15 protein-coding genes and 3 tRNA genes are annotated in these 22,894 nt (G+C 57.3%); 7 read left to right on the forward strand and 11 right to left on the reverse strand.

Annotated elements, in window-relative coordinates:
* Positions 1–75 precede the first annotated feature (75 nt).
* From ACTRW9_RS02180 to ACTRW9_RS02200, 5 genes are all read left to right on the forward strand, one after another.
* Positions 76–549: a ClpXP protease specificity-enhancing factor SspB gene (locus tag ACTRW9_RS02180; protein ID WP_442428129.1), complete on the forward strand. Its 474-nt coding sequence runs from the start codon at positions 76–78 to the stop codon at positions 547–549.
* Between the two features lie 149 nt (positions 550–698).
* Positions 699–774, forward strand: a tRNA-His gene (locus ACTRW9_RS02185).
* 9 nt (positions 775–783) lie between these two features.
* Positions 784–860 (forward strand) — tRNA-Arg (locus ACTRW9_RS02190).
* A 65-nt stretch (positions 861–925) separates the two neighbouring features.
* Complete coding sequence (locus ACTRW9_RS02195; RefSeq protein ID WP_442428130.1) at positions 926–1,594, forward strand: Spy/CpxP family protein refolding chaperone; 669 nt, start codon at positions 926–928, stop codon at positions 1,592–1,594.
* Between the two features lie 64 nt (positions 1,595–1,658).
* Positions 1,659–1,735: transfer RNA gene (locus ACTRW9_RS02200), tRNA-Pro, on the forward strand.
* 57 nt (positions 1,736–1,792) lie between these two features.
* Here ACTRW9_RS02200 and ACTRW9_RS02205 read toward each other — a convergent pair.
* Genes ACTRW9_RS02205 through ACTRW9_RS02225 form a run of 5 tightly spaced genes read right to left on the reverse strand, consistent with a single transcriptional unit; the run spans position 1,793 to position 7,010 of the window.
* Positions 1,793–2,683 (reverse strand): hypothetical protein, encoded by an 891-nt coding sequence (locus ACTRW9_RS02205; protein WP_442428131.1) that lies wholly within the window; start codon positions 2,681–2,683, stop codon positions 1,793–1,795.
* Between the two features lie 28 nt (positions 2,684–2,711).
* Positions 2,712–4,070: an acyl-CoA dehydrogenase family protein gene (locus tag ACTRW9_RS02210; protein WP_442428132.1), complete on the reverse strand. Its 1,359-nt coding sequence runs from the start codon at positions 4,068–4,070 to the stop codon at positions 2,712–2,714.
* 3 nt (positions 4,071–4,073) lie between these two features.
* The gene (locus tag ACTRW9_RS02215; protein ID WP_442428133.1) at positions 4,074–4,976 is read right to left on the reverse strand and encodes a 3-hydroxyacyl-CoA dehydrogenase family protein; all 903 of its coding nucleotides are present in this window, start codon (positions 4,974–4,976) and stop codon (positions 4,074–4,076) included.
* Positions 4,977–4,994: 18 nt separating this feature from the next.
* Positions 4,995–5,594, reverse strand: coding sequence for a hypothetical protein (locus ACTRW9_RS02220; protein WP_442428134.1), 600 nt, complete (start codon positions 5,592–5,594; stop codon positions 4,995–4,997).
* Positions 5,595–5,597: 3 nt separating this feature from the next.
* Positions 5,598–7,010, reverse strand: coding sequence for a thiolase C-terminal domain-containing protein (locus ACTRW9_RS02225; protein ID WP_442428135.1), 1,413 nt, complete (start codon positions 7,008–7,010; stop codon positions 5,598–5,600).
* Between the two features lie 478 nt (positions 7,011–7,488).
* Between ACTRW9_RS02225 and ACTRW9_RS02230 the strand changes: the two genes are divergently transcribed.
* Positions 7,489–11,343 (forward strand): DUF6537 domain-containing protein, encoded by a 3,855-nt coding sequence (locus tag ACTRW9_RS02230; RefSeq protein ID WP_442428136.1) that lies wholly within the window; start codon positions 7,489–7,491, stop codon positions 11,341–11,343.
* 45 nt (positions 11,344–11,388) lie between these two features.
* Positions 11,389–12,558, forward strand: coding sequence for a thiolase family protein (locus ACTRW9_RS02235; protein ID WP_442428137.1), 1,170 nt, complete (start codon positions 11,389–11,391; stop codon positions 12,556–12,558).
* A gap of 7 nt (positions 12,559–12,565) precedes the next feature.
* On the opposite strand, the gene ACTRW9_RS02240 is transcribed toward ACTRW9_RS02235, so the two are convergent.
* The 6 genes from ACTRW9_RS02240 to ACTRW9_RS02265 form a co-directional block, all read right to left on the reverse strand.
* A complete protein-coding gene (locus ACTRW9_RS02240) occupies positions 12,566–14,317 on the reverse strand; it encodes a methylmalonyl-CoA mutase family protein (protein WP_442428138.1) in 1,752 nt (583 codons plus the stop codon).
* Entirely contained in the window at positions 14,307–15,572 is a 1,266-nt protein-coding gene (locus tag ACTRW9_RS02245) for a cobalamin-dependent protein (RefSeq protein ID WP_442428139.1), read from the reverse strand. Before ACTRW9_RS02245 ends, ACTRW9_RS02240 begins: the two co-directional genes overlap by 11 nt.
* A gap of 35 nt (positions 15,573–15,607) precedes the next feature.
* A complete protein-coding gene (locus ACTRW9_RS02250; protein ID WP_442428140.1) occupies positions 15,608–16,804 on the reverse strand; it encodes a citrate/2-methylcitrate synthase in 1,197 nt (398 codons plus the stop codon).
* Positions 16,794–17,642, reverse strand: coding sequence for an isocitrate lyase/PEP mutase family protein (locus ACTRW9_RS02255; protein ID WP_442428141.1), 849 nt, complete (start codon positions 17,640–17,642; stop codon positions 16,794–16,796). The genes ACTRW9_RS02250 and ACTRW9_RS02255 overlap by 11 nt, the downstream gene beginning before the upstream one ends.
* Complete coding sequence (locus ACTRW9_RS02260) at positions 17,639–19,015, reverse strand: MmgE/PrpD family protein (RefSeq protein ID WP_442428142.1); 1,377 nt, start codon at positions 19,013–19,015, stop codon at positions 17,639–17,641. Before ACTRW9_RS02260 ends, ACTRW9_RS02255 begins: the two co-directional genes overlap by 4 nt.
* Positions 19,016–19,167: 152 nt before the next feature.
* Positions 19,168–22,809: an eCIS core domain-containing protein gene (locus ACTRW9_RS02265; protein WP_442428143.1), complete on the reverse strand. Its 3,642-nt coding sequence runs from the start codon at positions 22,807–22,809 to the stop codon at positions 19,168–19,170.
* Positions 22,810–22,894: the final 85 nt, after the last annotated feature.

The following is a 22,894-nucleotide window of genomic DNA, read 5'->3' on the forward strand; positions in this document are numbered from 1 at the left end:
TGAACTTTCGTTGTGAACGCAAATGGTATCATGATCCGCTTTTCGCCGAAAAAAATTTGTGGTAACTTTGGGGCCATGGAGACTCCTTCCCAGACCAAACAGGAAATGCTGAACCACCTGCTCAGCCAGGGCGACGCCATGGTGTGTCTCGATGCGCGCCAGCCGGATGTGGACGTGCCTAAACAGCACAAGCACAATCCCATGCTCAACCTGGTACTCAACCTGGGGTTCCGCCGCCCCATCGAAGCGGATGAAAACGGAATTTACGCCACCCTGTCGTTCGGCGGCCGACCCCACAAGTGCATCATCCCCTTCACCTCCGTATGGGCCATGTATGACCCGCAAACCAACGAAGGCCAGGTGTGGGAAGAAAGCATCCCGCAGGACATCGACCTGATGGAGGAGATGAGCAAGGCAAAAAAACCGGACCCCACGCGGAAAACCACCATCCAGCCGCAAACCCGCGCCGCCGCCAAATCCGCTGAAAAAGACAAGGAAAGCGGCGAAAAACCGAAACGCGACCGCTCGCATTTGCGCGTCATCAAGTGAGAACACCCCCGCAATCGTGTGGGATGCCGCCTGACGGCCTGTAGGCCCCGGTTTTCAAGCAGTTGGCGGGGAATATTTGCTTGTACCCGCTGAATGAATGGTTTAAACTGCACTCCTTATTTTTATATAATACCCTACAAGACACTATGGTGGGCGTAGCTCAGCTGGTAGAGCACTGGATTGTGGCTCCAGTGGTCGCGGGTTCAAATCCCGTCGCTCACCCCATTTTTTTCTGCGCCCGTAGCTCAGCTGGATAGAGTACCGGACTTCGAATCCGTAGGTCGCAGGTTCGAATCCTGCCGGGCGTGCCAATTTGGTTCCATCTTTCCGGACCCAGTCCAGACTGCCTCATAAGTGAGTGAGAAAGGAGTATCCCATGCGCCATTTCATTGCATCCGTTCCCCGCGTTCTCGTTTACGGATTCGCCTTGCCCCTGTTACTGACCGGGACGGTCACCTTCGCGTCGGCCAGCCCGGAAGAAGGCAGTAAAACCGAAGGCCACCCGAAATCGCCGCACGGCTACACCCACGGGTCGCCGCATGGCAAATCCCCGCACGGTTCCGGTTACTCCGGCCACCACGGCAAGGAAGAAGGCAGTGGCAAGGGCTACGAACACGGCAAGGGTTACAGCCACGGTTCGAAAGGGTACGGACACGGCTACAAAGGCCATCACAAAAAAGGCCACGGCAAGTACGGTCATGGCGGCGGACACCACGGCGACCGCGATCCGTTCTCGCACCTGCTCAAGTTCGCCAAGCCGCTGGGTCTCACTGAAGACCAGTTGAAAACCATCAGCGACAAGCAGTTCGAATACCAGAAGAAAAGCGTGCAACTGCATGCCGAGCACCGCATCGCGCACATGGAACTGGAGAAACTGGTGCACAGCGGTGAGTTCGACGAGAGCGCCATCCGCAATGTTGGCGAACGCATGAAGACGGTGAAGGCGGCATCGATTCAGTTGATGATCGACGCGAAGATCACCCTGCTTCAGGTACTGACCGACGAACAGCGGAAGAAGATCGGCGGCCTGCACCACGGCGGCTGAGTCCGGAAGCCCGGACGGGCAGCGGGGCACATCGCCCAAGTCGTGAACGACGCATGGCATTCAACGGGGCGTAGCGCAGCCTGGCAGCGCATCTGCTTTGGGAGCAGAGGGTCGGAGGTTCAAATCCTCTCGCCCCGACCAGAAACGAAAAGGGATCACGGCAACACGCCGTGGTCCCTTTTGTAATTTGAAATGCGATTAGATTTCGATCACGCGATCGTAGACGCCGGAGTACACGGTGAGGCCGGACTCCACACTGCGCGAATGCGGTACGGTGAAGCCGCCGCGGCGGGTCAGTTCCAGCATGCTCAAAAAATTGGGATGGCTGTCGTCATGGTACAGGTGATGCGAGGCATCCACCTGCCGCACGAGGTCGGCGTTGCCAAGGTTCGACACCGCACCTTCCGCCTGCCGGTAACTCTGCGTCACCGCCACCGTCAGGGGAACGTGCTGGTTCTTCGGTTTCTGGAAACAGTTGGCATAAAACGCCTGGCCGAACACGCCACACTTCACACAGGCTTCGATAAGCCGTCCCGCGACGCCCTCCGCACCGTTGCCGAAGTTCGCCGGACAGAACAGCACGTCCGCCTGCAACTCTTCCGGCGGAAACAGTTTCAAAAGATACAGGTCGGAACAGATGAAAAACAGGGCCGAGTACGCCTGCCCTTCGTGACGCAGCACCACACGGTTAAGGTGCATGTACGGCTTGACGTTGATGATCGGCGACTTCTCATCCATCCAGTTCATCTCGAACGACTGGGGCGTCACCTTCGCCTGTGGCGCATGCGCTTTCCCATTGGCGGAAAACACGAACAGCGTGTTCGTGCGTTCGGCCGCCTCGCTGTAGGGCAAATCGTCCGCCGCGCGGTTGAGCGTGGTGATGAGCGTAACTTGCTTCTCCTTCGCCCAGCGGCAAAACGCGTCGTAGGCGATGTCCGATCCCTCCGCCGTGTACGCGGCGTACTCCGGAAACAGGAGGATGTCGCCGGCGTTTGCCGACTCCACCCTTCGCGCGATTTCTTTCAGTTGCCTGTCTTCCGCAGCCATGCCGAACGTGCACAGGTTTATCTCCAGCGGTCTGGTTTTCATTGATCTCGATTCCACGTGCGTGCCCATATCAGTCCTGCAATCCTTTCCGCGCCTTGTAACGTTTCACTTCCATGCGCGACAGCGTGTTCTCCAGAACCTCCGGCACCGCCTCGCCGAAGTAATAGAGCCACGAGTCGAGGTAATGCTTCATCGCGCGGTTTTCCTTGACCACGGAACTTGCTCCCCATATTTGAATGAGGTAATTGCACGCCTTCTGCGCCACCGCCGCGGCTTTCAGCTTGGCGCTGTTGGCGGCGACGACATAACGCGAAAGCAGGTCGCCGTCGCTGGAATTTTTGTCGTACTGGTCCTTCATCCACGCCGCGCGGTAGGTCATGCCGCGCGCCGCATCGATTTCCGTCGACAACTCGGCGACTTTCGCTTTGGTGCGGTCGTATTCGATGAGGTGCCGCCCGGCGGTCTTCTTGCCTTCGATGGCCACCTCCAGGTATTCCTCGAACGCGCGTTGCGCCAGGCCCGTCGCCAGCGCGGCGATGGTGATGCGGCCGGAGTTCAGCATGCGCATGGCGTAGTCCATTCCGAACCCTTCCTGCCCCACCATGTGGTCGAGCGGCAGTTTGACTTCGTTGAACACGATCTCGCCGAAAGACGAGTTTTCCACCACGTACTTTTCGAATACCTGTCCCGTGCGGCATCCTTCCTGCGCGCGCTCGACCAGAAACAGGCTGACCCCGTGGCGCGGGTCCTTCGACGTGCGCGCGAACACGCCGAACACCGTCGCCGACTCGGCGTTGGTGATCCAGAACTTGTTGCCCGTCAGCGAATACTCACCGCCGTCGCCGTTCAGCACCGCGCGCGTCGCCATTTCCTGCATGATGTTCGACCCCGACGCCGACGCCTCGGTGAGACAGAACGCTGCCAGGTGCTCGCCGGAGACCAGCGCTTCCAGCATGCTCCGACCGTAATCGGACAGGCGTCCGGCGTGATAATTGAATTTCAACCCTTCCGCTACCGTGTTGGAGATGGCGTAGCGCACGCCGATGCTGGGCGACGCCTTGCCCAGCGTTTCCAGAAACGCGATGAACAGGGGGAACGGGAGGTCGAGTCCGCCGAGCTCTTCCGCAAACGGCATGGCGGTGAGGCCGGACTCCATAATCTGCTGGAACACGTTGTCCGGCACCTTGCGTTTGGACCGCGCCTTCTCGTACACCGCTTCCACCGCGTTTTTATCGAGCGTGTCCTGCGCCAGCAATTGCGAGCGGAATTCCTGCAGGGGATTGGCGGCGCGTGCCACCTCCGTTGCCATCTCCGCCGGAAGCACACGCTCCTCCACCAGTTTGCCAAACGCGTCGAGCATCTCCAGATGCGTTTCGTCCCCGTACATCATGGTCAACAGATCTTTCTGCGCACTGACGGCGTAGCTCATGGATCACCCCGCATTTCGAAACTCCAGCACTCCGGGATTGACGCGCTGGATCGTGTTGCCCTGCCATTCATAGAATCCAGCAGACGTTTTCCTGCCGAATAGACCCGCCTCCACCAGCCGGGAGAGCAACGGCGCCGGGCGAAACCGTTCGCCGTGTTCTCTCTGCATCACCGATAGAATGTGATGCGTCGTATCGTTGCCGATGGTATCCGACAGGGCCAGTGGCCCCATCGGATGGTTGAGACAGGCCACCCCTCCGCGGTCTATATCTTCGATCGAGGCCGTGCCCTCACCCACCAGCGCTACGGCCTCGTTGATCATCGGCATCAAAATGCGGTTGACCACAAACCCCGCGCGGTCTTTCGACACCACGACCTCTTTACCCAAATGCCCGGCCAGTTCCCTTGCGGCGGCGAAGGTGCCGTCGGAAGTCAGCAGGCCGCGAACAATCTCCAAACCCGGCATGAGGAACGGCGGGTTCATGAAATGGAACCCGATCACGTTTTCCGGGTGACGCGCCACCGCCGCCAACTCGGTGATAGGAATGGACGAGGTGTTCGACGCCAGGATGGTGGTTGGCGAGGCGATATCGCCCAACCCCTCGAAAAGGATTTTCTTCTCACCCTCGTCTTCCACCACCGCTTCAATGATGAACTCCGCGTCGCTGAACTCCTTGAGCCCCTTGGCCCCGATCACGCGGCCGAGTGTGTTCTTCATCTGTTCACTCGTGATTTTGTTCAAGGCCACGGATTTTTCCAATCTTCCGCGAATGGCGTCCATTCCTTTCTCGATTTGCCTCGGTGCGGCATCGTGGAGCAGGACGCCCAGGCCGGCCTCTGCCAGCACCTGGGCGATGCCGCTTCCCATCTGCCCCGCTCCCACAACGCCCACAATTTTGGGAATCATCGCTTCGACCTCACAGTCTCAAACCGGGTAATGCTTGCTGGCGACGTAACCTTCCGGAAAGTTCTTTCGGGGGGTGCCCGCGGGAACCCACATGACGTCGCTGAAATTGGCGATCGGATCTTCGCGGAACACCGGCCTGAGCTCGTCACCACGCTTCAGTTTTTTGTAATCGTCGATCTCCACCATGCCCGCCACCAGCGTATCGAGTTCCGTGAACTCCGCATCCGGCAGGTGGGCGCGCACCCATGCCACCGTCACCGGCAGGCGGTCCTTGAAGGAAATGCCCGCCAGCTCCACCGCCGTGGACAGCGTTTCGATGAAGAAACGCGTCTCGCCGGGAAGCGCCGCCCACTCCGTGCGCCCGTAACACTCCGGGCAATCGACACGCGGCACCTGGAATCGCAACACCTTGCCGAAGTCGTGCCCCTCCGCGTTCTCACAAAAAGTGAACAGCAGCCGCGCCCGCGTGCCCCCCATGATGCCATTGATGTAAGGCGAGAGGCCGCCGTAGGTTTTTTTGTAATCGATGGACACCTGCCGCCGAACCATCACCACTTCGGTTTTGGCCGGCTTGTAGGCTCTGTCTTTCGGGTCCAGGTACGAATCATTGACCGGCATTGCTCACCATCCTTTCTCCACGGTCGTCACCGTGATGTCGCTTCCCGTTCCGGCGTGACTGTGAAACAACGCCCGTTCCACCTTGGGCACCTGCGTTTCCGCGTGACCGTACTTCTCCTCGATTCGGCCCTGCATCTGCCAGAGCACATCCACCGCCTGCACGTTGCCTGTGGCTCCGACACCGTGCATCTGCCCGATCAAACCGCCCGACGGGTTGACATAAAGCCCACGCTCGCCGCCGATCCTTGGGTTGACCGGCACCCTGCCGTTGGTCACCGGCAGTTCGTTGAACAGGTGACAGGCCTGGCCGTAGGGCACCATGCCCAGGTCTTCCATCGTCTGCACGACCGAAATGACGAACGCGTCGTGGATTTCGATCAGGTCGAAATATTCCAGCGGATCGGTTCGGATACCCGCCATCTCGTAGGCCTTCTTCGCCGCCCACCGTCCGGCGCGGAACGAATGCAGTCCCGGATACACCAGCGATTCGTAATAGGCGACCCGTTCCGGGTCGTCCAACTCATGCGGCAGGAGCAGGTTTTCCTTTACCAATCCACCCTGCAGGCGCGGTCGCTCGCCGGTGCGCATGCAGTCGGTGCCGTTGCCCAGTCCGGTCACGCGCACCGGTTTGCTGGTGAACTCCTTCGCCAACTCTTCCGTTGCAACAATCAACGCCGACGCGCCGTCGGTCATCAGACAGCAGTCCAGCCGGTAGGAGGGGGTGGCGACGATGCCGGACTGCTCCACCTGGTCGACACTGATGAACCCGCTGGTCGAAGCGGTGGCGTAGGGGTTTTCATGGGAAGTCTGGGCGCGGCGGTTGTATTGCGCGTTGTTGCGCATCAGCACCGCGATTTTGGAAAACGCGGCACGCAGGTCTTCTGCCGAAACAGTTTTGCCGACGAAGGTGTCCAGGTAGGCCTGGGCCATCGCCGCGTAGTAGAGCGGATAGAATCCGCCGTTGGGGAAATCCGTCACCGTGTCCGACGCCAGCGCGATGAACTCGTTTCCCTGGAAGGTATCCACCTCCGACATCTTTTCGTAGCCGACGGCGAGCACGATGTCGGCACGCCCGGAAGCCACCTTTTCGATCGCCGCCTGCACACCAAGCCCACCCGTGGCACCCCCCCCCACCACGCGGTATGCCTCCACCGGGTTGAGGCCCAGGTAGTCGCGCGTCAACGCCTCGCCCAGAAGCTGCCCGGCAAAGTGGTCGGCGAAGTGGGTGATCACCACCCCGCCGCGTTCCTTGAGCAGCGAGCGGAACTCTTTCGGTTTGAGACCGAGGTCGGTCACGGCTTCGCGGACCGCCTGCATGGTCATTTCATAGAACATCAGGTCCGGGTTGGCTTTGGCGAAATGATCCACCTTGCCTCCGGAAACGAGCACCACGTTTCTCTGCAATGAACCGGCCATGGGTCGTACCTCCATACATTCTTAAAGTAATATGGTGCCCGCGCTGAAAGTTTTCAACGAAACTGCGCACACTTTAAATAGCTTTTGAATCCCCGGGCAATGAAACGACTGGAGACCCAATTCCCGAATCTCATTTTGAATAAAGCGTTGGGGGTTTGACTAAACCCTTCCCGGGTATCTGCAAAACACACCGCAGCAATGTTCGAGTTTTCTCCCCCTTTTGAAAGTTCTCCGTTCCATTAATCATTTAACTCCCGGTAATTCAGTCAATGAGACGTGTCAAAAAGGTTGGCGAATCGCTGTTCCGAGGCCTAATTTTAATAATGAGTGCAGTTATCGCTGTTCGAGTTCTTTGAGGGGAATGAGGAGTTCACCGAAACGGAGGCGGATTGACACCGCCTTCTCAGCAGTGGCGACTTGCAATCCCTTGGTACGGGGTGGCCGTAAGTTCGGCTTGTCGACCTCAAAGGAGATGGTTATGAAGATTCGTTCCAGGTCCGGAAACAAGGAGAAATCTTTGCAACCCGTGGGCGAGACGGCCCGTATCCGGAGAACGCAGCGAAAACAGCTGTCCCTTGAAGAAGAACGTTACCTGACAACGGAAGGTCCGATTCACCTGACCGGAATTCAGGCTCTGGTTCGGTTGAACTTCGACAACCTGCGCCTGCTCCAGACCATTTATCCGGAAAAGCGGTTCGCCTACTTCATCTCCGGCTACGAAGGCAGCCCTCTGGGTGGGCTCGACATCAACCTGCGCAAGGTTTATTCGCTCCTTAAAGACTGGCACATTCTGCACGTACCCGGCGGCAACGAAGAAGCCGGGGCCAACATGATGTGGGGCAGCCAGATCCACCGGCTGTTCGGGCCGTCCAAGGTGGACGGCGTCATCGGCGCGTGGTACGGCAAGGGGCCTGGCGTGCGCCGCATCGCCGATGTGCAGGATCACATGCAGATGGCGGGGATCGACAAGTTCTGCTCCGCCTATTTCATCAGCGGCGACGACCACTCGAGCAAAAGCAGCACCACGCCGCACCAGACCGACCTCATCCATTACGCCAACCACATCCCGACTGCCTACCCCGGAAACGTCCGTGAAATTCTGGAGTCCGGCAAGCGGATCATGCTCGTATCGATGCTTTCCGGCCTCGCCATCAACCTGAAACTGGAAACCTACGTCTGCGACGGATCACAGGAATTTTTGCTGAACCCGGACGAAGATTTCGAACTGGCCGAAAAGTTTCTGGACTTCCTGGAAAAGAATAAAGATTACGCGCGGCATTTCAGTCCCGTGCTGTTGCCACCCAGCGTGCTGGTCAATGAGTCCGAACTTTTATATTCCAAACTTCCGATGATTTCCGAGATCTCGCGCCTTTTCGGTTTAGACCAATGGTACAACCGCAACTTGAAATCGGATTTCGGCATCATCGCCACCGGAAAAAGTTATTACGATCTTCTGGGCGCGCTCAAGGAATTGAATATCTCCAGCGACGAAATCGAAATTTTCAAACCGCTCATCACCTGGCCCGCAGACATGGAATCGCTTCGCGATTTCGCCCGCGGGAAAAAAGAATTGATTTTCATCGAAGAAAAACGGTCGTTCTATGAATCTCACATCAAAAACTCTCTGTACAATGACGCAGGACGGCCTGTCATCGTAGGCAAGCAGGACGAAAACGGCGTGACGCTTTTTCCGGCGAATGGAAACCTTGATTCCGATCAAATCGCTCAAATCCTGGGTCCGCGGCTTGCTGAAAAACCGGCTTTCCGCGATAGAAAGCTGGAAACCGTATTGAACGAACGCCGCCGTTTTGCGGAACTCGACTTGCCCATCCAGATCAAGCGCCCCCCCGCCTACTGTTCCGGTTGCCAGCACCGAACCGCTCTGGAAATAGCGGGACACCACCTCCGTGAGGGCACGGTTGACAAAACAACGGTGCATTCACACGATCTCGACGGCAATCCCGTCACCATTGAAATTTCACCCAAACACCTCATGGGCATCGGCATCGGCTGTTCCACCATGTCGATCATCGATTCGCTGGCGAGCAACCGCTCGGTGGTGGTGGGTCCGATGGAAAGCGAAGGCCTGCTGTGGATGGGCGCCTCGGCTTTCAGTTACCGGGTGCACGCCGATCAGGGTTGTGGTGACGGGACCTATTTTCACTCGGCGCGGCTCAACATCAATTTTATCCGCGACGCCATCTTGCACCTGAAAAAGCATTACGGCATCGACGACACCAGCCAGACCCTGCTTTACGTGGACAACAGCGTCGTCGCCATGACGGGCGGCCAGCGTCCCGTCGGACAGGACGATCCGGAAACAGCCATTGTCAATATTCAACGCGAAGGCATCGAGCACATCGCAGTGGTGGCGGAAGCTCCGGAAGAGTTCCGCCACTTCAAAAAGCGCTACGGCATCGAGGTGTACCCGAAATCTGAAACGCTTCGCGTGAAAGAGGAGTTTTCCAAAAAGGCCGGGCTCAGCGTGATCTGGTACGTGCAAAAATGCGGCATCGAGAAAATCCGGGAACGGCGAAGAAACGAAGAGTTGGCGCCGCGGTACCGGGTGCACGTCAATCCGGAAGTCTGCGAGGATTGCGGCGACTGCGGGGTCGAGGCGAAATGCAGTTCGGTGTGGAAGACCGACACCGAGTTTGGGCCCAAAGTCAAAATCCACCAGTTCTCGTGCATTCAGGACATGGCCTGCACCAAGGGAGACTGTCCCTCTTACGTGAAAGTGTATACGCGTACCGGAACGCCATTCAAAACACCAGGCCTGGACAAACTACAAAAGCACGTCTCCGATCTGCCCAAACCCTTCCGTCGGGCCGATACCGGAAAAGTGTACGAGGTGTTTTCGGTGGGGATTGGCGGCTGGGGATTGATGACGGCCTATGAAATTCTTGCCCGCGCTGCCACCCGGGAAGGAAGGAATATCGTGAAGGAAGACGACACCGGACTTTCCCAGAAAGGCGGTGAGGTGCGCAACAACCTGAAGATCGCCTACCCAGGGCAGGATTTGCGCGAAGGATTTAAAATCGAGGCGGGAGGAGCCGACCTGTATATCTGTTCGGACCTGATCGGGGCCGTCAATCCAGAAAACCTGAATGCGGCCTCCCCGGAGAAAACCCGGGCCATCATCAATACCGCCAAGGTGCCCACCATGCCCATGATTGTCGGCAAGGCGGAGTATCCTTCCGTGCAGTCCCTTCGCGGCATCATCGATTCCTTCACCAAGGCGGATCGGAACATTTACGTCAATGCAACGGATATTGTGGAATCCCTGTTCATGGACCACAAGCCCACCAACCTTTTCCTGCTGGGGATTGCGTTTCAGAGCATTGAAAATTTTCCGGTGAACGATCCGGGAAGCATTGAGGAAGGCATCCGAAAAAACAATGTGGAGGTGGAAATCAATCTGCTTGCATTCCGTTTTGGCCGCTTGTACGCGATCGATCCGGAACGGGTTTTTTCTCTGGCCTTTCCCAAGCCTCAATCCCTGGAAGAACGGATTCGCGGATTCAAACGGAGTCTTCCATTCTGGCAGCGGGTCCATTACGAAAGCCTGGCGCGAAAGTTTCCATTCGAGGGTGAATATAGATCCAGGTTTGCACGCGAAGTGTACGAACTGTTTCGCTTTCAGAACGGAAAATACGCGCAGCAATTCGTTGACTTTGCCGAAGAGATTTACCGCTTCGATGAGGCATGCTTCCCGGACCGCAACCTGCACTTCACGCGGGTTGTCGCGGATCACCTTTATCAATTGATGGCGTACAAGGACGAGTACCGGGTGGCGGACCTCCTGACCCGGCCTGAGGAACTGGAACGGATCCTCTGCATGTACGCCCCAGGTGAGATCGAGCGTATCCGGTTCCAGTTGAGACCGCCGATCCTGGAACAGATTCCCCTTCTTCGCGACTGGAGTTACATCCGGAAACGATTTGAGGAAGACGGTAAATGGGAGTTCCCGCCGTGGTCGCTGAAACTCCTTCGATACTTCAAGTTCTTGCGTGGAACGAAGCTGGACGTGTTTCATCTGTTCAGCGACCTGAGAAAGCACGAGCGCAAAGCCATTGGTCTTTATCGGCGCCGCATGCTGTCACTCATTCCTCTTCTGAATGAAAAGAACTACCAAACCGCCTGCGAAGCGGCGGCCTACCCAGCCAAAGCCAGCGGTTATGAACTGGTCAAGGAGATCCATACCCAGCAGGCGGAATCCATGTGGCGTGAGAAGTACCAGATAATGCTCCAGACCTTCTCCGCGGCCCCGTTGAAAAGCACCGAAGCATGGACGGAGAGAAAAGCCGCGGAAGCCTTTCAGACCCCGGGATGAATTCCCGATGCGCCGACAAGTTTGGACGCAAACAGGGAGTGACTCATGAAACCCGATAACACTTACATCTATGGTGCGGCTCGCACCCCGATTGGAAAAGTGGGTGGCGGGCTGAGCGGAATACCCGCAACTCGACTGGGCGCGGCGGCAATCCGGGAAGCCGTGGCACGAAGTGGTGTGAAGCCGGATACGATCGGTGAAGTCATTATGGGCAACGTGGTTTCCGCGGGACTGGGGCAGGCCCCGGCGCGGCAGGCGGCCATCCATGCCGGCTTGCCTCCCACCGTCAGTGCGGTCACCATCAACAAGGTGTGCGGCTCGGGATTGAAGGCCGTGATGTTGGCCGACGATGCGGTTCGTCTGGGTCACGCCGACTTCATCGTGGCGGGGGGTATGGAAAACATGAGTCTCGCCCCCCACCTCCTGCCCAACTCCCGACAGGGGACCCGGCTAGGCCACATTCAAGCCCTGGATAGCCTCATCCTCGACGGGCTTTGGGACAGCTTCGGCCAATGCCATATGGGGGAGATTGCGGAAGCGCTCTCGCAAAGGTACAGCAGAAAAGCGCAGGACGACTACGCGCTCGAAAGTTACCGCCGGGCGCGGGAGGCCCAGGAGAACTGCCGGTTTTCTCATGAAATCGTCGGCATTCCCATCGAAATCAAAAACGGAACGGCGGTGATCGATAAGGACGAACAGCCTTTCGCCAACGACCTCGAACGTCTGCCCAATTTACCTCCTGCGTTTATGAAAGACACCGGGTTCATCACCGCGGGCAACGCTTCCAAAATCAACGACGGTGCAGCGGCCCTCGTCATCGGACGCGAGAACAACAATCTCAAACCCCTGGCACGGATCACGGGTCAGGCAACGTTTTCCACCGATCCGACTCATTTTCCTGTCGCACCCATTGAAGCCATCACACAGCTACTGGAAGGGTGGCCGGCCCGCATCGAGGACATCGACCTGTTCGAGATCAATGAGGCCTTTTCCGTTGCCATGCTTGCCGTCTGCGATGCCCTTCACCTGAACCGGGAAAAAGTGAATGTGAACGGCGGCGCGGTGGCGCTGGGGCATCCTATTGGAGCCTCTGGTGCACGCCTGTTGGTCACTCTGCTGTATGCGCTACAGGCCCGCAATCTTAAAAATGGCGTAGCCGCCATCTGCCTGGGTGGAGGGGAAGCGGTGGCTCTCGGTGTCGAAAGGGTGGCTTGAACTGCAATCAAAGCTTTCGCCGGTAAATACCGTACACTTCCTGCAAAGCGCGGGTCCACTCGTCAAGCGTGATTTCCTTCACTGTGTCCAGGGTGACCTCAAACACATTCCCACCTTTGCTCGCGGTTTCCTTCAGCCGGCGAAGGCTTTCCCGCACATGCAGCGGGTTGCGATTCTTCTTGAAACGTTTCACTTCCTGTGCGCGTTGGCGTTTCAGGGCGTTCGATATTTCGGTTCGTTCCACGTTCGGCCTCTCCTCCTCCCGTCGTGGATAACAATTGACGGCAACAATTCTACGCCGTCCGCTTTCCAGCTGTTCTTCGTAACGTGCAGATGAACGTGTGATCTCGTCACGAAAAAACCCTTCCGCCTTGGCATCCAAGACCCCTCCCAGATCGTCAATCTGTCTAAAATAATCCAGAATTCCATCAAGAACCTTCCGGTATGCTTGATAGCGGCCGGAGCTGTCGCTCAAAAATCCCATCATGTCCTTGAATCCTCCCATCTCTTCCAAAAGAATCGCCTGCGCATCGGAAGCAATGCGCACGCTCTGCTCCGTGGGAACGGTGAACGGTTCGTCGTAAGAATTGCTGTGAAGGGCCTGAGGGTAATTCAATAACGCGTAAAACAATTCCAGCGCAGTGCGGGTGATGTTATTCAGGTATTCCCTTTCGTGCAGACTGCGCCCGGACGTTTGAATGTGGGCCTTGAGTTTCTGGGCGGAAGAATCTTTTGCTCCATACACGTCACGCATGGCCACAGCCCAGAACCGCCGCGCGGCGCTCAGCAAGGCGATGTATTCGAAGTCGGTCCCGGAGGTAAAGAAAAACGGGAGACGCCTTCCGACATGGTTGATGTCCAGGCCCCGTTTCAATGCCTCCTCCACATACACAAATCCATTTGCCAGCGTGAACGCAGCCTGCTGGATGGGCGTCGCCCCCTTCTGCTCGATATGGTATCCACTGACATTGATCGGGTAATACATCGGTGCGTTCCCAAGGCACCATTCGAACATGTCCATGGCCAGGCGAATGGACTTATCCAGAGGGAATAAAAGTTCGTTTTGGGCATCATCTTCCTTGCAGGGGTCGGTCTGGGACGTTCCACGAACCTGTTTCAAATCCAGGCCCGCTTCCTGCGCCGCCTTCAACCGCGCCGCGGTCATCCACAGCGACGGTCCGTTGATGGTCATTGAAATGCTGACATCTTCCTTGAGAAATCCCTGATACAGCGTATTTACGTCTTTGTAGGTGCAAACCGACACTCCCCCTTCACCGATGTCGTAAAAATAATCCGGGTCGTCGGCGCTTCGCCCAAGCAGGGTGTTCGTGTCGAAGGCGGTGCTCAGGCGTTTGGACTGCTGGCCGCTGACAATATAATGAAAGCGCTCGTTGGTCATCTCCGGGGAGCCCAGCCCTGCAAACAGGCGGGTGGGTTCCTCATGGTCACGCTTTCCTTCAATAACTAAGAAGGCCTGCGGGTAAATGGAAAGGCCAAAGGGAAACTCTCCGGGAAACCCCCATTCCCCCTGGTAGCGCGCAATTTGCACAGGGTGATCGATCTGCGGCAGGGCAATGAGAGGAATTGAGGTTCCGGTTGGGAGATCGTGGTTTTGAACGCGGCCGGCCTTGTCATTCCAGAGCTTGAGCAGTTCCTGCTGGCATTCCGGATCGGACTTCGCGCGACGCACGGAATCCTCGACACACCCCTGGTACGCTTCGTTGGCCGAAATGATATTTTCCAGGAAGCTATCGCTCATGAGGTTCCATCAATGCCCGGTACAATGAATCTACACCCGGATTGCGATGTTCGGTAGCGGTGGTCATAAACAGGTTGCCTTCCGGAACGCGCGAACGTAACAGGCTTTGCGCGCGTCGGGCTCCGGGCAGTTCGCTTTTATTCAGCACCACCAGGACATCAGGCCGATTGAGCATTTCTTCCTTCATCAACTGGTAGGGTCCCCCGAGATCCGGCGTGGTCACCAGAACCGACTTTTCCACCAGGTCCACGATCCCCGCATCCGGCTGACCGATGCCGTAGGTTTCGACAAACACATGGTAATCTGCGGCCTGAAGGACCCGGATCATGTCCGCCAATGGCCGGGCCAGCCCCTCGCCGTATCCCCGGGACGCGACACTGCGGATAAAAATACGGTCGGTGTCCACCCAGTTTTTATCGGTGGCGTACATGTACGCAATGCGGTCGGCCAAAAGGGCGCCCCCCGAACTTTGCGAGGAGGGATCGATGGCAATCACCGCCACCTTGGATTCGTTATTGTCCCTGTCCTGGAACCAGCGCAGGAGCAATTCATCAAGCAACGTGCTTTTTCCGGACCCGCCCCGGCCTGCAATACCGATAACCTGGCCTTGGAATGAAGCTCCATTCAATGAATCCAGGCAATCCCCGAAATAGCGAATGCGTTCCTGCCAGTCGGAAAACTCCCCATCTGTCGCCAGGACGTCTTCACTTCCGGAATGCATGGCCGAATCCATCAGGGTCTGCAGCCACGCTTTTTCTTCCGCCATATTCAACAGTTGAGCAATGGCGGTAACCTCTCCTCCCCGTGCACGTTCTGAAAGATCATCCAGCCGTTCCGGGACGGTGGAAAATCCGTAATGAGTGCGGATGAATTCCGCGCTTTTGGCACCTTCACCTGTTCGAAAAATCTTGTCTATTCCTTTTTCCTTCTCCAGCAGTTCAATATCGCGATCGAGAAATGTGGAGCCGCCGCCGCCGATCAGATGAATGTGAGAATGCCCCATCGTCTCAAGTCGGTCGCGCACCGCACGGAAAAAGGGGATGTGCCCGCCGTTGTAGGAACTGATTCCCGCAAACTGCACACCCTCCTGCACAATCGCCTGGACGAACTTGTCCACCGTGAGATCATAGCCACCAAGAATGACTTCAATACCCGCCTGCTTCAGGGCATCGGCAACAATCAACAGGGGGGCGTCGTGGCCGTCGTTGCTTTTGACCCCAAGGAATCCACGGATCTTGTTACGGGACAGTGGCATGCGTGTTGATCCTGCTGAATGCAAAGTAAAAGGAATCACCGTTTCTCCAAGGGCACGTACGTTCGCATCTCATCAACACCGGGGCCGGTGTATTCCTGCGTGGGACGAAACAACGGTCCCTTCGCCCGACGTTGGCGGAGAATATTGGCGAGCCATCCAAAGTGGCGACTGGCCTGGAAAATCGGTGTGTTCAGTTCCCGCGGAATGCCCAGGAGTTTGAGCAGAAGGCAGATAGGCAGGTCTGCATTGGGAGCGCGGTCTTTTTCCTTCAGCATGATGCGGCTGATGATGTCGTAGATTTCAAAAAGGTGGTTCATCCCCTTTTTTTGCGCCAGGGGACGGCCGATCCGTTCCGCAATGGTGACCCGCGATTCTTTCTTGTGCTTGTAGTGCGGCAGGCGGTGCCCAAAACCAAATACCAATTCCCCACTCTTCAGTTTGTTCGCAATGTAGGGCGCCGCGCGATCCGGTGTGCCGATCTCCTCAAACATCATTGCCGCCAACTCATTTGCTCCACCATGCCGTACGCCTTTGAGCGGCGCACCCGCGGCAATGAGCGGGGTGTAGGGATCCGTCATTGAAGACTCGACCACGAGCGCAGTAAACGTCGAGCAGTTGATCGTATGATCCAGATACAGGATCAGGATGGTGTTGAGCGCATCCACCAGTTCCGGCTCTTCACGGATACCCAGCATACGCAGGATGTTTCCGGCAAATGACATATGCGGGTCCGGCGCGATCGGATCCAGACCGTTTCGGATTTGCCAGCCCGCCGTCATGAGCATGGGGATCTTCGCCCCCAGCCGGACGCCTGCGTTCAATAGCAGGCGGGCCAGCTCTTCATCCATTTTCGGAGTCTGCCACAAGGAGTTGGCATAATCGGCATCCCACATGCGTGCAAAAGACAGGGCGGTCATGAGCATGTCCATCATGTTCACGTTTTCCGGATACGATCTGAGATGCTCGATAATCTTTTCGTTCAGGTGCCCACAACCGTTCAATTCATACTCAAACGCATCCAACTCGTCCCGGTTGGGCAGGGCTCCATAAAGAATCAGGTACACCGTCTCCTCAAAAGAACCCCGGATGAGATCGTAAATGCTATACCCCCGGTAAAGGAGAACGGGATTGCCGTCTTTGTCAACCGTGGTCAGGGAAATGTCGGAGGCGCAGACCGGAACTCCGTCCAATCCGTTGTCTACTGTATTCAGCACTTCGGTATTAGGGCTCATAATTAAGGATTCCATTGATTTCTTTCCGGTTCATCATTTCGGACAGCCTGTTTTTCTGGCTGCCCTCTTTGGATAACGTCGAGAAAAACCCTTTAGTGCATCCGGCATGAAAACGGAACAGGGATACGGGAAAAATGACGAAATCGTATCCCATTCTGGCGAACTCGCGGGCGCCCATGAGCGGTGTCTGGCCGAACTCGGTCATATTTGCCAGAAGCGGTCCCGCCAATTCCTTTCGAACGCGGACAAACTCATCTCCATCTTTCAGCGCTTCGGGGAAGATCACATCCGCTCCGGCCTCGCGGTATCGGTTGCCGCGTTCGATGCATTCGTCAAGTTGACAAGCGATGTCCACATTGGCTGCGCCACGGGCATCGGTACGGGCCACAATGAGAAAATCGGGGGCCAGTCCATTTCGCACCGCCACCGCCTGTTTCAATCTGGATACCATCTCATTGATTGGCACAACTTCTTTCCCCTGAAGGTGACCACACCGTTTGGGAAACACCTGGTCTTCGATCTGGATTCCGGCGAACCCGGTTTCGATGTAACGGCGGACCGTCACTTCGACATCAGCAAACCCCGTGTCTGCATCGCACAATACAGGGAGGTCCACCGCCTGCACGATCCATCGACCCAGCCAGACGAACTCATCAAGCCCGAGAGTCCCATCGTCCGGCACCCCCAGGCTGTTCGAAAGGGCTGCACCGGACAGGTACAACCCGGAAAACTTCATGGCCTCCGCCTGCTTGGCGGTGAAGGCGTTGTAAACGCCGGGCAGGACCAGCGGTTTTTTGGAACCGGCCAGCAGGTTTCGAAACGAAGCGCGGGGTTTCATGGCAACACCATGGCTTGCATCAATGGTTCCAGGTTATCCAGCTCGTCCATGCGCCACACCATCTCCACCACACGGTCCTGCTGATGGGCACTCAGCCACGGCCCGGCCGCTTCGCGAAACTTTTTCTCAAGTTCCTTCGGTTTGAGCGGATTGTTGGGATGCCCTTTCGGGTCGAGCACCTCCTGCTCGAACACCTTGCCGTCTTTCATCGTGACCGTGACTTTGTTGGGGAACGACTTCCCATACATATCCGTGAAATGTTTGTTTTCGGAAACCGTCACCTTTTGGACCAGCGATTGAAGAGCCGCGTCCTCCAGGTGCGCGGGATTGAATTGCTCCAGGGTGACATCCCCATCCATGAGCGCCACCGCCACGATGTAGGGCAGGCTGTGGTCGGCGGTCTCCTTTGTTCCGGGCGTCCACTTCTCCGGTTCCTTGCCTATGATTTCATACGAATGAAAACTGGTCTCCACGTGAATGCGCTCGATGCCGGCCACGCTGTCCGCACCGATGTTCTCACGCAATTCCAACGCCGCCCAGATGGCGCTTTGCGAATGGTACTCGGCGGGAAAAAATTTGATGTACGTGTCCACGATCTTGAACTCTTCCCGGTCCTCCCCGCCAAAACACGGTGCCAGGTCGAATTCCCCCTGCGTGATCTGGTTGATGAATCCGTGCTTGCCGGTGAATATATCGCTGGGTCCGGTGAGTCCATGCTTCGCGTACAGTGCCGCACGCACCCCGTTCTGGGACGCCTGCGCGAATGCCGCAGCTTTCCATTGCGAGATGGTGCCGATACGCGTCTGCCTCAAATAATTCCCCGTGGTGATAGCGATGGCGATGGCGTCGCGGGTCTGTTCCACTGTCAAACCAATCAGTTTCGCTGCGGCAGCGGTGGAAGAAATGGACCCGTAGGTAACGTGATCCCAGCCCTTGCGCCGAAGCGCCGCCGCATCGCACAACCGACAGTGCAATTCGTAGGTGAGGATGGTGGCCAAAAGGAGGTCCTGCCCGCTTCGTCCTTCCGCTTCGGTTACGGCCAGCACCGCGCCCAGGTTGTCGCTGGGGTGAGCGGGTTCGCGGTTGAGGTAGGTGTCGTTCCAGTCGAGGGCGCGGATCAATGTCGCCAAATGAAGGGCGGCGTAATCCATCGGGGCTTTGTGAGCGGTGCCCAGCACCGTCGCTCCGGGAATGGCTGTGGCCGAGGTGGCGAAGCGGCGCATGCCCACGGCCGGAGGCGCATCGTACGCCGCCCACGCAGTGGCCAGGCTGTCCAGCCAGCGCTCCTTGGCACAGGAGAGAGCGTGCTCCGACAGGCGGTCGTAGGTCAGCCCGGTGACGTACCGGGTGATTTGTTCTTCATACCGGTCCATACGCAAAGCCTCCTGCCTACACTGTTCAATATAGGCCCTGCGTTTTGGCTCCGCACGTCAAACTTCATTTCATAACTTGCGTTTTTTCAGGAAAATTTTAGGGATGCTCAAAGGGAATGACAGGTGAAAAATGTTGGGAACGAACCGGAAACTCATTTCCGAAGCTTGACCCACGGCATGCTTTTAAGTTTCTCAATCGTCTTGGATCCGATACCGGGAATCGATTCGATGGCGGTGTGCTTTCCGTCCGTCGCACCTCCATCGGCGGCGGATTTGGATTCCCACCACAGATACCCGTCCGCGGCGCGCGACGCGACGATCAGCTTGGCTTTGGCCATGCCGATGTCGGTGTTGGCGTGGATGGTGGCGGCATCGTCGGTGCTCAGGTTCACCGGCGTGGGGCGGGCGCTTTCGACCCCGGGAAGCGCATCCGGCATCTTGCTCGGTATGCTGGCGGTGACTTTGATCGGGGTTTTGTTGTCGTCCAGACGGTGAGCTTCCACCTTGAGCGAGGTGGGGAGTTTCTTTTCGTTCTCCAGAATGTGTTTCGCCGCATCGCGCCCGGCCTGCGAATTGTATTTGTCGGTGGTGTCCACCTGCTTGATGAGTTTGTCGGCGGTGGATTTGTTGCCGCCGTCGTACACCGCCGTCACCTTGTAATACACGGCCACGCCTTCGGAGTTTTCGTCCGTCCCCTTATCGCCTTTCCGGTTCCACACCACGTCCTTCACTTTTTCCTCGGCTTCCCGGGAATGTTTCTTGTTGGCCGGTTCGGTGATCGGGGTGATGTTCTCCTTTTTATCGCCGGGTCCGTGCAGGCGCGCGTTCAACAGGTGGCCCCGGATGTAAAAACTACGGCCGTTTTCCTTGCGCTGGCTGACCGCGTTCCAGATGTCCGTGTTGACGGCGGAGGTGGGTTCGCTTCCCGCTTCCCCCTTGATGCTGAGTGGGTTGGCAGTCGCACTTTTCCCGATCTGGCCGTGTTCGAGTCCGCCGTACTGGACCTTCGTCGGCTCGGCGGTGGAACCACCCTCACTGCTCAAAGTCGCCATGAGTGTGGCCACGGCATCCCGCAATTCCGTGTACTTCTTTTCTTCATCCTGGGTGGGCGCGTCGCCCTCTCCCTTGCGCGCGGCACTCATGGTCTTGTCGCGGGCGCTTTTCAACTGCGCGTACAGGAGATCGGCCTTGCCGTAGATTTTGGACAGGCGACCCAGGTCGTCCTTGTCCGCTCCCTTCTGGCCGGCCTGCAACTGGTCCAGCTGGGTTTTGGCGTCCTTGAGGAACTTGCCGAGCGACTTCTTCTCGCTCTGCACCATGATGTCCGCACCTTCAAAAAACATGGAATGCTTTTTCTTTCCGACGGTGAAGGTCTTGCGCTCGCTCCACCACTGCTTCACTTTTCCAGCGGCCGCCTTGGCCTTGCCGAACAGCGCCTTCGCCTTGCCCACGATGAAGTTGACCAGTTTGCCGATGGCCGTGTCCACTTTCTTCTGAATGGACTTGATGATGGCCTGGATCTTTTTCGAGATACCGCCCAGCCCGGCAAAGCTGGCGAGAAAGCTGATCACCACCGGAACGGTTCGGCTCAGAGTCTGCTCAACAAAGTTCTTGGCCTCGCCCAACTGACCTCGGGCGATTTTGCCGATGGACTGAAAGATCGATTCCACCACCGCGATGATCTGCTTGATGCGCTCGATGAAAAACACGATCACGTCGTACGTGGTGAGGATGGCCTGGATGATGGCGCCGACGGGACTGAACAGCGAGACCAGTTTTTTTACGGCGGCCTTGACGATTTGCGTGATGACCCAGTTGCGGATCTGGGCGATGACGATTTCTTTCAACGACCCGATCCAGCCCAGCAGTTTTTTCCACACCCCCGCGAGGCCTTCGGTGACCAGGATCTTTACTACCTCGATGGCCTTTTCGATGTAGGTCACCCGTTTTTCCCCGATCACCTTCACCAGCTTGGTGCGCACGCGGGCGTACGTCAGGCCAAGCACTTGCAGGGTGATGGACAGGATTCCCTTGAGGTCGAACTTTTTGGGAAGGGTCAGTCCCGCGCCTTCCAGCGCGCCGAACAGCCAGCCGAACAACCCTTTTTTAAGATGCTCGACGATGTTGTCCTTGAACTGGCCGAAACCGCCTTTCACCGAAGAAAGTAGGTTTTTGAGGAACTGAACGGGATCATTGATGATGGTGGAGAACACGTCCTTGCCCTGCTTGAAAACTCCAATTACTTTCTGCGCCAGCGGCCCGGCCAGCTTCATCGCCCCTTCAAAAACGAATTCGATGATCTTCTCGCCCACCGCCACCGCGAAGTTCTTGATGCGGATCAGAGGCGGCATGAAGATCCGTTTCAATTTATCGAATATGCCGAAAGGATTGGCGATGTCGGACAGGCTGACCGCGTCCCATGCCTTGTGGAACAGTCCCTTGATGACGGACCAGCCGAGGTTGAGTTTTTTCAACTGCTCCTGCAACCAGTCGTAGGCTTTTTGCAGGGCGCCGGATTCCTTCAGGTTTTGGAACATCTTTGTGCCGCCGGGCACGAATTCGAGAAAACCTTCGATCAGGTTGTTGGCGTTGCGGTCCACCGTTTTGTCGGTGATCGGGTTCTTGCCGAGGATGACGGTGAGCAGTTTGAATCCGGGCACTTCCTGCACGAACTCCGATGCCTTGCTGAGCAACGCATCCTTGGCTTTGCGCAAAGCTTCGGCGGGATCGGCCACAGCTTCCACCAGCGCACTCCCGGCCGATTTGAGATCGTCCCACCAGCCGCCCTGCACCCGTTTCGGAGCTTTCGAAATTTCGGGAGCCAGTTTGCGTTTCACTCCGCCGCCCTGTTGCACCACGTGCACCAGTTCGTGTGTCATCAACCGGCGGTCGTCAGCACTTTCGTTTTTGCCGACCCAGATATGGTTGCCATAGGTGAAGGCCCGCGCCTGCAAAGAAGACGCGTCTTCCCGGTCCTGCTGGGAGTCGTGCACCCGAACGTTGGAGAAATCCTGGTTGAGTCGCGGCTCGACAAACGACCGCAATCCCGGGGACAACGGGCGACCCCCGCTGGGCGATTGAATACGCGCATTGGTGCCCGGATCCGCCACATGCGTCATTCCGCCGCCGTTGCTTTTGCGCTGCACCTTTTCGATCGACTCCACCTCTCCCGGTTCCGGTTCCGGCCAGGCTTCCGGTTCCTCCTCGCTCACCGGTTCCCCGGCTTCCCCTTGCGCTTCCTGTTGAGCAATTTCCTCTTCACTGCCCGCTCCTTCCGCTTGGCCCGCTTGCTCCTGCCCCCCGCCGCTTTCCGCTTCCTGTCGCTGTACGCGGGCTTCGGTCTCATCCATCTCCTTTTCATCCGGCTTTTCGTCAGGTATGGAGGGGTCTTCTGTTGCTGTGCGCTGGAGAACGCTTTTCTTGAGAACCTCGGAGTCTTTCTTTTCCTCTTCAGGTTGGGGAACCTCCGGTTGCGGCTCTTCTTTCATTTCTTCAGAGGATGCAGAGGGCGTTTCGCTACGCTGTACCTGGGAAGGGGGCCCTGCGTCAGGGTTCATCGAACGCACCGCCGGATCGGGCATGCACATGACCGAATCGGCCACGCGGTCGGCTTCCTGTTCGTACTTGTCGGATACGGGACCGACAGGAACGGCGTTGCCTCCGGCCTCGCCTTTCAGGGCACGGCGCAGACTTTTTTTCTGTGCCGCGGCAGCCGGGTTGTACTCGATAGAGGCGTTTTTTTTCGAGGAGGACGTGGCCGATTTTTTACGGACAGGTGCTTTCGTCGTTTCCATCACACACCCTCCTTAAAAGAGTGCGTAAACGCAAAATCATGCGAAGTGCAAAAAGGACCGGAAGGGAATGAATAAGGGAAGGGAG

The organism is Nitrospina sp. 32_T5 (assembly GCF_052156635.1).
Taxonomy (GTDB): domain Bacteria; phylum Nitrospinota; class Nitrospinia; order Nitrospinales; family Nitrospinaceae; genus Nitrospina.

What these genes read in the sequence shown, in the direction of transcription:
- ACTRW9_RS02250 (WP_442428140.1), bottom strand. Translation starts at nt 16,804, where the DNA reads ATGAGCCCTAATACCGAAGTGCTGAATACAGTAGACAACGGATTGGAC.
- ACTRW9_RS02265 (WP_442428143.1), bottom strand. Translation starts at nt 22,809, where the DNA reads ATGGAAACGACGAAAGCACCTGTCCGTAAAAAATCGGCCACGTCCTCC.
- ACTRW9_RS02225 (WP_442428135.1), bottom strand. Translation starts at nt 7,010, where the DNA reads ATGGCCGGTTCATTGCAGAGAAACGTGGTGCTCGTTTCCGGAGGCAAG.
- ACTRW9_RS02180 (WP_442428129.1), top strand. Translation starts at nt 76, where the DNA reads ATGGAGACTCCTTCCCAGACCAAACAGGAAATGCTGAACCACCTGCTC.
- ACTRW9_RS02245 (WP_442428139.1), bottom strand. Translation starts at nt 15,572, where the DNA reads ATGCCACTGTCCCGTAACAAGATCCGTGGATTCCTTGGGGTCAAAAGC.
- ACTRW9_RS02230 (WP_442428136.1), top strand. Translation starts at nt 7,489, where the DNA reads ATGAAGATTCGTTCCAGGTCCGGAAACAAGGAGAAATCTTTGCAACCC.
- ACTRW9_RS02210 (WP_442428132.1), bottom strand. Translation starts at nt 4,070, where the DNA reads ATGAGCTACGCCGTCAGTGCGCAGAAAGATCTGTTGACCATGATGTAC.
- ACTRW9_RS02205 (WP_442428131.1), bottom strand. Translation starts at nt 2,683, where the DNA reads ATGAAAACCAGACCGCTGGAGATAAACCTGTGCACGTTCGGCATGGCT.
- ACTRW9_RS02215 (WP_442428133.1), bottom strand. Translation starts at nt 4,976, where the DNA reads ATGATTCCCAAAATTGTGGGCGTTGTGGGAGCGGGGCAGATGGGAAGC.
- ACTRW9_RS02240 (WP_442428138.1), bottom strand. Translation starts at nt 14,317, where the DNA reads ATGAGCGATAGCTTCCTGGAAAATATCATTTCGGCCAACGAAGCGTAC.
- ACTRW9_RS02260 (WP_442428142.1), bottom strand. Translation starts at nt 19,015, where the DNA reads ATGGACCGGTATGAAGAACAAATCACCCGGTACGTCACCGGGCTGACC.
- ACTRW9_RS02195 (WP_442428130.1), top strand. Translation starts at nt 926, where the DNA reads ATGCGCCATTTCATTGCATCCGTTCCCCGCGTTCTCGTTTACGGATTC.
- ACTRW9_RS02235 (WP_442428137.1), top strand. Translation starts at nt 11,389, where the DNA reads ATGAAACCCGATAACACTTACATCTATGGTGCGGCTCGCACCCCGATT.
- ACTRW9_RS02220 (WP_442428134.1), bottom strand. Translation starts at nt 5,594, where the DNA reads ATGCCGGTCAATGATTCGTACCTGGACCCGAAAGACAGAGCCTACAAG.
- ACTRW9_RS02255 (WP_442428141.1), bottom strand. Translation starts at nt 17,642, where the DNA reads ATGAAACCCCGCGCTTCGTTTCGAAACCTGCTGGCCGGTTCCAAAAAA.